13 protein-coding genes are annotated in these 13,824 nt (G+C 42.6%); all 13 read right to left on the reverse strand.

The genetic code is table 11. From position 1 onward, the window contains the following. Window positions 1–104: 104 nt before the first annotated feature. Window positions 105–980, reverse strand: coding sequence for a cytochrome c oxidase subunit II (coxB, locus tag Q0K92_RS08040; protein WP_297325291.1), 876 nt, complete (start codon window positions 978–980; stop codon window positions 105–107). A 741-nt stretch (window positions 981–1,721) separates the two neighbouring features. After that, a complete protein-coding gene (locus Q0K92_RS08045; RefSeq protein WP_297325292.1) occupies window positions 1,722–2,393 on the reverse strand; it encodes a Bax inhibitor-1/YccA family protein in 672 nt (223 codons plus the stop codon). A gap of 171 nt (window positions 2,394–2,564) precedes the next feature. Then, on the reverse strand, window positions 2,565–3,005 hold the full coding sequence (locus tag Q0K92_RS08050) for a hypothetical protein (RefSeq protein WP_297325293.1): 441 nt from the start codon (window positions 3,003–3,005) through the stop codon (window positions 2,565–2,567). A 29-nt stretch (window positions 3,006–3,034) separates the two neighbouring features. After that, window positions 3,035–4,078, reverse strand: a complete 1,044-nt coding sequence (ruvB, locus tag Q0K92_RS08055) for a Holliday junction branch migration DNA helicase RuvB (protein WP_297325294.1) — start codon at window positions 4,076–4,078, stop codon at window positions 3,035–3,037. Between the two features lie 24 nt (window positions 4,079–4,102). Next, window positions 4,103–4,687, reverse strand: coding sequence for a Holliday junction branch migration protein RuvA (ruvA, locus tag Q0K92_RS08060; protein ID WP_297325295.1), 585 nt, complete (start codon window positions 4,685–4,687; stop codon window positions 4,103–4,105). Beyond that, window positions 4,684–5,202 carry a crossover junction endodeoxyribonuclease RuvC gene (gene ruvC, locus Q0K92_RS08065; RefSeq protein WP_297325331.1) on the reverse strand — a complete coding sequence of 173 codons (519 nt, stop codon included), beginning with the start codon at window positions 5,200–5,202 and terminating at the stop codon, window positions 4,684–4,686. Before ruvC ends, ruvA begins: the two co-directional genes overlap by 4 nt. 23 nt (window positions 5,203–5,225) lie before the next feature. Further along, window positions 5,226–5,951: a YebC/PmpR family DNA-binding transcriptional regulator gene (locus Q0K92_RS08070; RefSeq protein WP_297325296.1), complete on the reverse strand. Its 726-nt coding sequence runs from the start codon at window positions 5,949–5,951 to the stop codon at window positions 5,226–5,228. 146 nt (window positions 5,952–6,097) lie between these two features. Then, the gene (gene glmS / locus Q0K92_RS08075) at window positions 6,098–7,945 is read right to left on the reverse strand and encodes a glutamine--fructose-6-phosphate transaminase (isomerizing) (protein ID WP_297325297.1); all 1,848 of its coding nucleotides are present in this window, start codon (window positions 7,943–7,945) and stop codon (window positions 6,098–6,100) included. 46 nt (window positions 7,946–7,991) lie between these two features. Then, complete coding sequence (gene glmU, locus Q0K92_RS08080) at window positions 7,992–9,362, reverse strand: bifunctional UDP-N-acetylglucosamine diphosphorylase/glucosamine-1-phosphate N-acetyltransferase GlmU (protein WP_297325298.1); 1,371 nt, start codon at window positions 9,360–9,362, stop codon at window positions 7,992–7,994. Window positions 9,363–9,538: 176 nt separating this feature from the next. Then, window positions 9,539–9,961 carry a F0F1 ATP synthase subunit epsilon gene (locus Q0K92_RS08085; RefSeq protein ID WP_297325299.1) on the reverse strand — a complete coding sequence of 141 codons (423 nt, stop codon included), beginning with the start codon at window positions 9,959–9,961 and terminating at the stop codon, window positions 9,539–9,541. 18 nt (window positions 9,962–9,979) lie between these two features. Then, on the reverse strand, window positions 9,980–11,359 hold the full coding sequence (gene atpD, locus Q0K92_RS08090) for a F0F1 ATP synthase subunit beta (RefSeq protein WP_297325300.1): 1,380 nt from the start codon (window positions 11,357–11,359) through the stop codon (window positions 9,980–9,982). Window positions 11,360–11,390: 31 nt separating this feature from the next. After that, entirely contained in the window at window positions 11,391–12,275 is an 885-nt protein-coding gene (gene atpG / locus Q0K92_RS08095) for a F0F1 ATP synthase subunit gamma (protein ID WP_297325301.1), read from the reverse strand. A gap of 4 nt (window positions 12,276–12,279) precedes the next feature. Further along, a complete protein-coding gene (atpA, locus tag Q0K92_RS08100; protein ID WP_297325302.1) occupies window positions 12,280–13,821 on the reverse strand; it encodes a F0F1 ATP synthase subunit alpha in 1,542 nt (513 codons plus the stop codon). Between the last annotated feature and the right edge of the window lie 3 nt (window positions 13,822–13,824).

Raw genomic sequence — 13,824 nt, forward strand, 5'->3', positions numbered from 1 at the left:
TTATGATTGGTCGTTGTAATCCAGCGCATTATCCCACTGGGATGATGGTCATCATGTCCGTGACCGTGTGCGTCACCGTGTACTGCTGCCATAGTTATCTCCTTTTACTTATTTTCCACATGCATTGATGTTTTAACTGCGGATGCGCCTTGCTGAGCAGCAACCCATTTAGTATATTCACCTGCCTCCATTACCTCTACTACAATCGGCATGTATCCATGATCTTTACCACATAACTCAGCGCATTGACCACGATAGATTCCTGGTTTATCTGCTGTGAACCATGTATCACGAATAAAACCTGGAATAGCATCTTGCTTAATGCCCAATGCCGGCACCCACCAAGCATGTAGTACATCATTTGCAGTTATGATAACACGCACTTTCTTTCCAACAGGAACGACCACACGATTATCAACCTCTAGTAAATAATTTTCACCTTTCGGTGCTTTATTTTCAATTTGAACTCGTGGCGTCGATAGCTTACTAAAGAAACTAATTCCCTCGCCTTCGCCTTGCAGATAATCATAACCCCACATCCACTGATAACCAGTTGCTTTTATAGTCATATCAGGACTCGATGTGTCTTTCATCGCAATGACTGTTTTTGTTGCTGGGTACGCCATTACAATCAATATAAGGCAAGGTATTACCGTCCATACCACTTCGACTGCAGTGCTATGATGGAAATTTGCCGCCTTATAACCAAGAGATTTACGGTGCTTGAGTATTGAATAAAACATGACACCAAATACACCAATAAATATAGCCAAACAAATCCACAACAGCACAATATGCTGATCATAAATATCTTTCGCTATGATACTCTGCGGCTCGGGTAAATTGTATTTAGACCCTACTGCCATGCTTGAGTACAAAGCGAGAGCGGATACCCCCGCCAGGGTTGCTACTGATTTACTTCTCATATTTCCCCCCACATGATTACTAATTTTACGGATTCCAAATACGACCAAGAACATTACAAAGCACAGCTTTATATGCTCTACTAACTTACGAAAGCCATACAGCAGAATCCTATTTTGTTAAAACCACACCATGATTGACGATAATTACATTTCCTTGACCGAATTTCCTTATTATCCGCAACTTAGATTTTATTAGTTATAGATATCTTCTACACGCTAATCAATCAAGTGGAAATTCTAGCATGCCGCTGTTGCTCAAACAAGGAAAATTCATGATTCTTATAGCAATATTACCCTGCTTATAAAATGGTATTGCTATTTAATCATCCCCAACAAAAACCTTTGAATCAGGAAAACCCTATCTCTACTTTTCCAGAAACAGCTTTCTAATACATTAATCAAAGCACTCTATTTACCAACTCATTGAGTAACTTCTTGCATTTCCATTCATCCAGGATTCACCAATAATGACAATTTCCAGACAAAAAAGTCCGTTATCAATTTTAAGTGTACAGAAATATGGCCTAAACAAGCGCAATTAAAAGCATAACAAATAGAGCAATAACTATCATGGGAACGACAAAACCCATCCAATCCGAAGATGTACCTTTTGGGCTATTTTTCATCCTATCCAATACAGTAGGAAACAGAATTACAATGAACATCGCTAGTGCCAGCGCAGAGATAATTTGCATCCAATCCATGTTCCCAAAGCCCCCTCGTTCACACTTTATTTGCTCAAAACAAAACCCCGGTTAAACCGGGGTTTTGAACAGTTATTCAGACACTTGAAGGCTAATCATCATTACCCATGATACCTAATATCTGCAATAGACTGATAAAAATATTAAAAATTGTCATATACAACCCAATCGTCGCCAACACATAATTGGTTTCACCACCATGAATAATGCGACTCGTGTCATATAAAATAAAACCGCTCATAATCATGATAACCACAGCCGATATTGCTAGTGACATAGCAGGCATGGCCAGAAAAATGTTTGCCACTGCAGCAAGCAATACTAGTAAGAAACCTACCATCAGAAAACCGCCAAGAAAACTAAAATCTTTTCGTGTAGCCAGTGCATATGCAGACAAGCCCATAAATATGACACCCGTTCCACCGAGTGACAGCGTGATAATATTTCCACCATTAGGTAACGAGGCGTACATACTCAATATTGGTCCCAAACCAAAACCTAGCATACCGGTAATCAAGAAGACAATTCCAATACCTGCTGTAGAGTTTGCAAAACGGGGCAATACAAACATGGCGATTACCATCCCTCCAATAACGGATATCAGATAAGTCATTGGTGGCATATTCATGAACATTGACAGCGCAGCTGTAAAACCACTGAATAACAATGTCAGTGATAAAAGCATATAAGTATTGCGCAATACTTTGTTGGTCGCCAAAGCTGATGAAGATCTTTGAGCAACTGTTGAGTAATTTTGATTCATTTTAAAATAACCTCCAATCTAAAAATTAAATACCTAATCATTCTAGTAAGCAGTAAGACTAACGCATTTTATCGATAGTTCAAAACGCCATGTGCGTATATTAACCCAAAACCATAAGTATACTCAGAAGAGAATAATTTCTATGTTTATATGCACATTAACTATTACAAACTATCCTTCACTCGCTTTTGCCAGCGTAAAATTATAAACAAGGAAGAATCCTCCTCGTTCAACCAAAGTAATATTTAAACTAACAGACCCTCCGTCAAAGTTTGCGATACCTGAATAATTAATGCGTTTCTCACTCACTAGAGAAAATGCACTTACTGTACGTGAAAAATTAATTTCTTGAATTGATCGAAAACGGCCAAAGCTACGATAGAGGTTCATCAATTGATCAAGCTGTTCGTCATTTACTGTCTGTTTGGCTTCAGGCGCTAAGTGAGTCAGAAGTGCCTGTTTTTCCCAGCTGGAAATTTCGGTTAATATCTGCGCAACCGCTGGTTCTGCACTTTTACTGTAATAATCTTTCTCACGATTGGTATAAAAATACAGCATAATGACCAACGTCATTAAAATCGCAATGATAATGCGCAGCGTCTGAATTTGCATAAAATCTAACTTAAAAAATCAACTGATTATTAACAACTCTCTTCCCAAAGATCACCACTCAATCCGTTTTTCGGTAGAGTAACACCAAAATGTTGATAAGCAGCTGCAGTAGCCATGCGGCCTCTCGGCGTACGTTTCAAAAATCCTTGCTGAATCAAATAAGGCTCCAGCACATCTTCGATCGTATCACGTTCTTCACTAATTGCTGCTGCGAGATTATCAACCCCAACAGGGCCACCACTGAATTTTTCTAACACAGCAAGCAATAATTTCCTATCCATAATATCTAATCCTATTGCATCGACATCCAACATATTCAGAGCTGCATCGGCCACTGCAGCAGTAACGTGCCCATCAGCTTTAACCTCGGCAAAATCACGTACACGACGCAGCAATCGATTTACAATCCGTGGAGTACCACGTGAACGGCGCGCAATTTCAAATGCACCATCTGACGATATTCTCACATTCAACAACCCTGCAGAACGGACAACAATTTTACTTAGTTCTTCCGAAGTATAAAACTCTAGTCGCGAAACTATTCCAAAGCGATCACGCAAAGGGTTAGTAAGCATACCAGCTCGCGTAGTAGCACCAACTAAAGTGAATGGCGGCAAATCCAATTTCACCGAACGCGCCGCTGGACCCTCACCAATCATAATATCCAGTTGATAATCCTCCAACGCCGGATAGAGAATCTCTTCCACTACTGCAGAGAGACGATGAATCTCGTCTATAAACAAAACATCATTGGGTTCCAGGTTTGTCAGCAAAGCTGCCAGATCACCTGGGCGCTCTAACACTGGACCAGAGGTTTGGCGCAAATTAACACCCATTTCTCTGGCGATAATATGCGCCAATGTAGTTTTTCCTAGACCCGGAGGGCCAAATAAAAGGACATGATCAAGCGCTTCATGACGATTTCTAGCTGCTTCAATAAAAATCTGTAACTGCCCACGAATTTTTTCTTGACCAACGTATTCTTCTAACTGCTTGGGGCGTAGTGCGCGCTCCAAGATTTCTTCCTGCGAAGATGAAGGTATTGCAGCAACTAGCCGATCTGTTTCAATCATTCAGCAATCCAGGTTATGTACTTGTTACTTTTCCTTTGACAACAACTGCAATGCCTGACGTATGCCGTCAGATAACGTGGCACTTGCGGCTATTTGCTTGACAGCCCAATTAGCCTCTCGGTCACTATAGCCCAGCGATAACAATGCATTCAGAATATCATCGCCATGCACAGATGAAGGCTCGGACTCATCCAAATTAATTATTGTAGAATTCAGCTTATCCCGCAATTCCAGCAGCAAGCGTTCGGCTGTTTTTTTTCCAATCCCAGGTACTTTGATGAGTCGCGCACTATCTTGAGTCGCTACGGCATGGTACAAATCAGGTACACTCAAACCGGAAAGAAGAGCCAATGCAGTTCTTGCGCCTACGCCGGAAATTTTCACCAATTGACGAAAAGTTTGGCGTTCTGATTCCGTTGCAAAACCAAACAGCAAGTGTATATCTTCACGTATCACAAGATGTGTATACAATGTAGTTTGAGTCCCAATCGCTGGAAGGTCATAAAAAGTGCTCATAGGCACATTTACTTCATAACCCACCCCTTGCACATCCAACAGTACCTGGGGTGGATGTTTTTCAAGCAATGCACCAGTTAGCCGCCCAATCATACCAGGCGCCCTCGTTTCATGCGGTAGCCTGCTAATGGAATTTTCCCCAAACCAACCCCCGCGTGCGCATGGCAAATCGCACACGCAAGCGCATCCGCAGCATCGGCGCTTGGACTACTTGTCAGATTCAATAAGCGCATCACCATTTCTTGAACTTGATCTTTTTTTGCATGACCATTACCCACAACTGCTTGTTTTATTTGTAGTGCCGTATACTCAGCCACCATCAGATTATTCATCACAGCAGCGCAAATTGCCACGCCGCGCGCTTGACCCAGCAATAATGTTGATTTGGGGTTAATATTGACGAAGACTTGCTCCACGGCAGCGCATTCGGGTCGGTATTGTGCAATAACTTCACTCAGGCTATCCAAAATCGACTTAAGGCGAGCAGGTAATTCACCCTCAGATGTCTTGATACACCCACTACCGACATAGATCAGATCACTACCACTCTTATCAATCACACCAAAGCCGGTAATCCGTAAACCTGGGTCTATGCCAAGAATGCGAATTTTGTCACCCAGCCAGATGATGTTTATTCATCCAGAACTGCTGTGGTATATACATTCTGCACGTCATCAAGACTTTCTAATGCGTCCAGCAACTTATGCATTTTAATCGCATCGTCGCCAGTTAATAATGCTTCATTGCTCGGTTTCATGGTTACTTCAGCAAACTCTGCTTTAAAACCGGCTTTCTCCAGTGCTTCTTTAACTGCGATAAACTCATAAGGCGCGGTAATTACTTCAATACTATCATCATCATTACTGATTACATCTTCAGCACCGCCTTCCAATGCAGCTTCTATCAATTTATCCTCATTGGTTCCTGGTGCAAAAATTAATTGACCACAGTGTTTGAATAAAAAATTGACCGAACCATCCGTGCCTAGATTACCACCATATTTGGTAAAAGCATGACGCACATCGGCAACAGTACGGACACGATTATCGGTCATACAATCAACCATTACCGCAGCACCTGCTATTCCATAACCTTCATAGCGAATTTCTTCATAATCAACACCATCCAATTCCCCGCTACCCCGCTTGATCGCACGCTCAACATTGTCCTTAGGCATATTCTGATCATACGCTTTATCAACCGCCAAGCGTAAGCGCGGATTACAGTTGATATCTCCTCCACCCATGCGAGCAGCAACAGTTATTTCTTTGATGAGTCGCGTAAACACCTTGCCGCGTTTGGCATCTTGCGCGGCTTTTTTGTGTTTGATATTAGCCCATTTACTATGACCAGCCATTCTTGTCTGTATCCTTTATTAAAGTGGGCCTATCTTATCACCCCATCAAGCATGGATAAAGTACCATACTTCCGCTTCAAAAAATAAACGTTCAACTGATATAAATACTGATCGCAATCTAAGTCACTTTAATCCTCAAACTATCACTATTCAACCGTTACTGCTTTTGCCAGATTTCTTGGCTTATCGACATCAGTACCCCTCTCGAGAGCAACGTGATAAGCCAATAACTGCAGCGGAATTGTATGCAGAATCGGGCTAAGTAAACCGGTATGCTCCGCTAGTCGAATGACATGCAAATTCTTACTCTCCGTTATCTGAGAATCAGCATCTGCGAATACGTATAGTTCACCACCTCGAGCATGCACTTCCTGTAGATTTGATTTAAGCTTACCCAACAATTGATCATTAGGAGCAATCGCAACAACTGGCATCTCACTATCCACGAGTGCTAACGGACCATGTTTGAGCTCTCCGGCCGCATATGCTTCCGCATGAATATATGATATTTCCTTAAGCTTTAATGCGCCTTCCATAGCAATCGGATAATGAACACCGCGCCCAAGAAATAGCGCATGACGTTTTATCGCAAAACTTTTAGCCCAAACTTTAACTTGCGATTCAACTTGCAATGTATTCTGCAATGCAACCGGCAAGTGACGTAACGCCGCAATCATGCGATGCTCATCATCCTTCGATAACCGATGATGTATTTTTGCTAGCGTTATCGTAAGCAACAGAAGTGATGCTAGTTGCGTAGTGAATGCTTTCGTTGAAGCCACACCGATTTCTGGACCGGCACGGGTTAGAAAGCGCAAATTAGTCTGTCGAATCAGAGCGCTTTCCGGTACATTACATATAGCAAGACTATGCTGATGATCTAATTTCTTGGCATAACTCAGAGCTGCCAGCGTATCCGCGGTCTCTCCCGATTGCGAAATACCAACCACTAACGTATTTGGATGTGCAATAGGATTACGATAACGATATTCGCTGGCAATATCCACATTACAGGGTATTCCGGCAACCGATTCGATCCAATATCGTGCCACCAGTCCAGCGTGATAGCTGGTTCCACACGCCAGAATCAGAATATGCTTCGTTGCCGACAATATTTTTTCTGCTTCGCTACCAAATAAATTGGGTGAAATAGATTGTGTATTGAATACCATCTCCAGTGTGTTAGCCACTGCACTCGGCTGTTCGAATATCTCCTTTTGCATGAAATGCGTGTAGGGACCTAATTCAATCGCTTCATTGGACAAATAGCTTTCATGCACGGCACGCTCAACCGCTTCACCTAGCTGATTATGTAGGCAATTCACGATTCGATAGTCACGATTATGCAGCTCCGCAACATCACCTTCTTCCAAATAGATGATATTTCGTGTGGTCTGCAGTAAAGCAGAGGAATCGGATGCCACATAGTTGCCATCCTTTCCCACGCCAATTAATAACGGAGCTCCATTGCGTGCAACAACAATTCGTTCTGGATGTGCTTCTTCCATAACTGCTATCGCATAGGCACCCTGCAGTTCTGCAATGGACAAACAAACTGCTTTTAATAAATCACTTTCTTGCTCAAGTTTAAAGGCTATGAGGTGTGCAATTACTTCGGTGTCAGTATCTGAAGTAAATTTGTATCCTTGATTCTTCAGGTGAATGCGTATTTCTTCGTGGTTTTCTATGATGCCATTATGCACAACAGCAATTCGTGATTTCTCTCCTGAGAAATGAGGATGCGCATTACGTTCAGAAGGTTCTCCGTGCGTAGCCCATCGCGTATGTGCTATGCCTGCCAATCCGCACGTATTCTGCTGCGCAACAAGCTTACTCAATTCTGTTACACGACCTGTTGTACGTACTCTTTGTAATCCATGGTTGGTTACTACCAAACCAGCGGAATCGTACCCTCTGTACTCAAGGCGTAACAATCCTTTCAATAAAACAGGAACTACATCCACATTTGCTATCGCGCCAACTATTCCACACATCCTGATTCTTCCCCTTACACAACTTGTTAAGATACATGGGACATCATTATTTCGACTTAGTTGGGCGCTTCCACTCAAAGAAACTTACTTGCTTAACCCTTGACAAAGTTAAAGCGCTTTCCGGAGTATCTTTTGTAATGGTTGATCCAGCGCCAATTGTTGATCCTTTGGCGATTCTAACCGGCGCGACAAGCTGAGTGTCAGATCCAACAAACACATTATCTTCTATGATAGTTTGATGCTTGTTCGCACCATCGTAGTTGCAAGTAATTGTTCCAGCACCGATATTGACATTCTCTCCAACGATTGCATCGCCGATATAGCTTAAGTGATTAGCTTTACTGCCCGATGCAATCCGGCTATTTTTAACTTCAACAAAATTACCGATATGTACCTCATTGAGAAGTGCAGTACCCGGACGTATACGAGCATAGGGGCCTATCTTACAATTTTCTCCTATTTCTGCACCTTCAATTAGGCTATAAGGGTGAATTATCGCCCCCGCCGCAACCATTACATTCTTTAATATACAATTCGCACCAACCTGCACACCATCGTTCAATTTGACAATCCCTTCAAAAATACAATTAATATCAATCTTGACATCTGTTCCACAATGCAACTCTCCTCTGATATCAATCCGCGCCGGATCAGCCAAACTGACTCCCTGCTCCAGTAGTTTATTCGCGTATTCTTCTTGATAGATTCGTTCAAGCTGTGCTAATTGGCGCTTATCATTAACACCCATTACCTCCCAAAGATTGGTTGGTTGTGTAGAGTTCACTTGAACCCCTTGTTTAGCAGCCATCGCAATAATGTCAGTTAGATAGTACTCGTGCTGCGCATTCGTATTTTCAATCTTTGGTAACCATTCATGCAAATAGATATTAGGAATCAGCATGATCCCGGTGTTAATTTCACATATATCTTGCTGTACTACGCTAGCATCTTTTTGTTCAACAATCGCTGTGATTGCATTTGTTCTTGGATCGCGCACAATTCTGCCATACCCGGTCGGATCCGCCACTATTGCTGTAAGTAATACACAATATCCTGCTTGCGCTGAAATTATTAGTTTCTGGAGTGTGTCTTTACTGACGAGAGGAACATCTCCATATAATACAAGCGTCGATCCTTCCTTATCGAGATAAGGTTGAACTTGCATTAATGCGTGTCCCGTACCTAGTTGGTGCTCTTGCACAACCCATGTCAGATCACTATCCGGCATAGACCGCTGCACCACTTCTCCACCATGGCCTATCACAACACAAATTTTATAAGGCATGAGTAATCGGGCTGTACTCGTCACGTGCCTGAGTAGCGGATAGCCTGCTAAAGTATGCAGTACTTTAGGAAGCGAAGATCGCATGCGCTTTCCAGCACCTGCTGCCAGTATTACAACATTTAGCTTTAACACAATATTGAGCTTTCCCTGGATATTAATTACTTAGTACTTATTCCGTAGCAGCATAACAAATATTTTTTGTCTCTTACTCTTAATAAAGCCAAATTTTAACGTCATTTATACAAATTCGGATTACAGGCATAAAAAAAGGCGACATATGTCGCCTTTTTCGCTATCGATACATTATATTAGTGCTTACGCTTTCTCAGCTTGTCAATTGCTGCCAATTGCGACATTGCTTCCATAAGTTCAGCTTGCGCTTTAGCATAATCCAATTCTGATTCACGATTTTTCATGGCTTCTTCTGCAGCTCGTTTTGCTTCAATAGCTTTCGCTTCATCAAGATCATGACTACGCACAGCAGTATCAGCCAGAATCGTTACAACATTAGGTTGAACTTCTAACATGCCACCAGACACATATATCAGTTCTTCCTCTTTTAGTTGAGCTTTGATACGCACCATTCCAGATTTGATTCTGGTCAGCATCGGCGTATGACGTGGATAGATACCTACTTCACCCATTTGTGCCGGTGCAACCAAAAATTCCACTGGACCGGAATAAATCGATTCCTCAGCACTTACGATATCAAGATGAAAAATGGTGCTCATTAACTATTTTCTCTAAGTTCATTGAAGTGTTTTAGCTTTCTCGACGGCTTCTTCGATACTACCAACCATGTAGAATGCTTGCTCGGGTAATTCATCGTATTCCCCTTCCACAATACCTTTAAAGCCTTTGATAGTATCTTTAAGAGATACATATTTTCCAGGAGAGCCAGTAAATACTTCAGCAACGTTAAATGGCTGCGACAAGAATCGCTGAATCTTACGAGCTCGGCTCACTGCCAGTTTATCTTCTGGTGACAATTCATCCATACCTAGAATAGCTATAATATCTCTTAGTTCTTTATAGCGTTGCAGTGTTTGTTGCACTGCGCGGGCTGTATTGTAGTGATCTTCACCAACAACCTGAGGATCAAGTTGACGTGAAGTTGAATCCAGAGGATCCACCGCTGGATAAATACCCAAAGAAGCGATATCGCGAGACAACACCACAGTTGCATCCAAGTGCCCAAAAGTTGTTGCCGGTGAGGGGTCAGTCAAATCATCGGCTGGCACATACACAGCTTGTATTGACGTAATCGAACCTGTTTTCGTCGATGTAATACGCTCTTGCAAACGTCCCATTTCTTCTGCCAGTGTCGGTTGATACCCCACTGCTGATGGCATACGTCCCAGTAGTGCAGACACCTCAGTCCCAGCCAACGTGTACCGATAAATATTATCAACGAAGAATAATACGTCACGACCTTCATCACGAAATGATTCAGCCATCGTTAATCCCGTTAGCGCTACTCGTAGACGGTTTCCAGGTGGCTCATTCATCTGTCCATAAACCAATGCAACCTTGTCAAGTACCTTGGATTCTTTCATCTCATGATAGAAATCATTTCCTTCCCGAGTTCGCTCTCCCACACCGGCGAATACTGAATATCCACTATGTTCAATTGCAATATTACGTATCAATTCCATCATATTGACTGTCTTGCCCACACCTGCACCACCAAACAATCCAACCTTTCCGCCCTTTGCAAACGGACAAATCAAGTCAATCACTTTAATACCTGTTTCCAATAACTCTGTGGATGCAGATAATTCATCAAATGCAGGCGCTTCACGATGAATAGACATACTTTTTTCTGCACCAATATCGCCCATTTCATCAATAGGACGACCCAAAACATCCATAATACGTCCCAATGTTTTGGTTCCGACAGGCACATTAATCTGCTTACCGGTATTTTTGACTACCATCCCACGACGCAATCCATCAGAAGATCCCAATGCAATTGTGCGCACGATACCATCACCTAGCTGTTGCTGTACTTCCAGCGTAAGCTCAGAGCCTTCCATTATTAATGCATCATATACTTTGGGGAGAGACTCACGCGAAAATTCCACATCAATCACTGCACCAATACACTGAACAATTTTTCCTTGACTCATCGTTGTTCCCTAAACTAAATACAAAAATGTTTTAAACAGCTGCCGCGCCCCCGACGATCTCTGACAATTCCTTGGTAATTGCAGCTTGCCGAGACTTGTTGTATATCAATGTTAATTCATCAATGACATTTCCAGCATTGTCTGATGCGGCCTTCATCGCAACCATTCTTGCAGATTGCTCAGATGCCATATTCTCTGCCACAGCCTGGTATATCAATGCTTCGACATACCGTATCATGATATCGTCTATCACAGGCTTTGCTTCAGGCTCATAAATGTAATCCCATGTTGTTTTTGGCTTGCTGTTACTTTGCTCATCGCTTTGCATGCGCTCATCGGTCAATGGAAGTAACTGCTCCATCACAGGCTCTTGTTTCATCGTATTGATAAAGCGATTATAAAAAATGTACACCCGATCAAACTGATCTTGCGTATAGCCATCCAATACCACTTTGACTGCGCCGACGAGCCTCACTATATCAGGGGTATCACCAAGCCCGACAACCTGTGAAGTAACATTCGCGCCAATCCGACTCATAAAACCCAAGCCTTTGTTACCGATACAACAAGCCTCAATTTGTTCACCTTCTGCTTGCCAGCGCTTCATTTGATTTAAAGTTTTGCGCAATACATTAGTGTTCAATCCACCGCACAGACCTTTATCCGAAGTCACTACGATGATACCAATTCGTTTGACGGTATCTCGTGCAATCAGAAATGGATGCCGATACTCGGTATTTGCCCGACTCATATGAGCTGCGACATTACGTATCTTTTCACCATACGGTCGCGCTTTTTTCATCCGATCTTGAGCCTTACGCATTTTAGACGCGGCCACCATTTCCATAGCACGCGTAATCTTTTGCGTATTCTTTACACTCTTTATTTTATTGCGTATCTCTCTGCTGCCGGCCATTTGCTTAATATGTTCCGTTTTGCTTAAATTCTTGAATCGCTGCTGTCAGCTCTTTTTCTGTTTCTGCATCAAGCTCTTTGCTTTTCTCTATTTTATCAAGAATGCCGCCATGCTGACCGCGCACATAACTTTTTAATGCAGATTCGAATGCCAGTGCTCGATTCACTTCCACATCATCAAAATATCCATTATTGACCGCAAATAAAGTGAGCGCCATTTCAGAAACACTGAGTGTTGCATACTGAGGTTGCTTCATGAGTTCAGTTGCCATTTTTCCACGTTCCAGCTGTTTACGTGTCGCTTCATCTAAATCCGACGCAAACTGAGCAAATGCAGCTAATTCTCTGTATTGTGCTAATGCCAGACGTATACCGCCACCCAATTTTTTAATAACTTTAGTTTGTGCTGCCCCCCCCACACGGGAAACTGACACGCCGGCATTGATTGCAGGACGAATACCTGCATTGAATAAATCTGTTTCAAGAAATATTTGCCCATCTGTAATTGAAATCACATTAGTTGGCACGAAAGCGGTCACATCACCAGCTTGTGTTTCAATGATTGGAAGTGCAGTCAACGATCCAGTTTTACCTTTTACTTCACCGTTTGTCGCTTTTTCGACATATGCTGCGCTTACTCTAGCTGCTCTCTCAAGCAAGCGTGAATGTAAGTAGAACACATCACCTGGATATGCTTCACGTCCAGGTGGACGTCTTAAAAGTAAGGAAATTTGCCGATACGCCCATGCTTGCTTAGTTAAATCATCATAAACAATTAATGCATCCTGACCTTTATCACGAAAATATTCACCCATGGTACAGCCTGAATATGGTGCAATAAATTGCATTGCTGCTGATTCTGATGCCGTTGCCGCCACCACGATGGTGTATGCCATTGCACCGTGTTCTTCCAATTTTCGAACTACGTTAGCAATTGATGATGCCTTTTGTCCGACCGCAACATATATACAAAACATGTTTTGGCCTTTTTGATTAAGAATCGCATCAATAGCTACTGCAGTTTTTCCAGTCTGACGATCACCAATGATCAATTCGCGCTGCCCACGTCCAACCGGCACCATGGAATCCACTGACTTCAGTCCTGTTTGCACAGGCTGATCAACAGATTGTCGCCAAATAACACCCGGTGCAATTTTTTCAATCGGCTCTGATCTTACTGCTGTAATAGGCCCTTTACCATCTATTGGCTGTCCTAGTGCATTAACAACGCGTCCCAGCAAGCCTTCTCCAACTGGTACTTCAAGTATACGTCCGGTACATTTGACTGTATCCCCTTCACGGAGGTGTTCATAAGCTCCCATGATAACGGCGCCCACAGAATCCCGTTCAAGATTCAATGCTAAGCCGAAGGTATTACCAGGAAACTCAAGCATTTCTCCTTGCATTACATCGGACAAACCATGAATGCGCACAATACCGTCTGTTACAGAAACAATCGTTCCCTGCGTACGAACTTCTGCTGTATCAACAAGTCCTTCTATCCTTTGTTTAATCAGTTCACTGATTTCGGATGGATTTAACTGCATTTC

The sequence above is a fragment of the Nitrosomonas sp. genome, from assembly GCF_024282095.1.
In the GTDB taxonomy this organism is placed as follows: Bacteria; Pseudomonadota; Gammaproteobacteria; order Burkholderiales; family Nitrosomonadaceae; genus Nitrosomonas.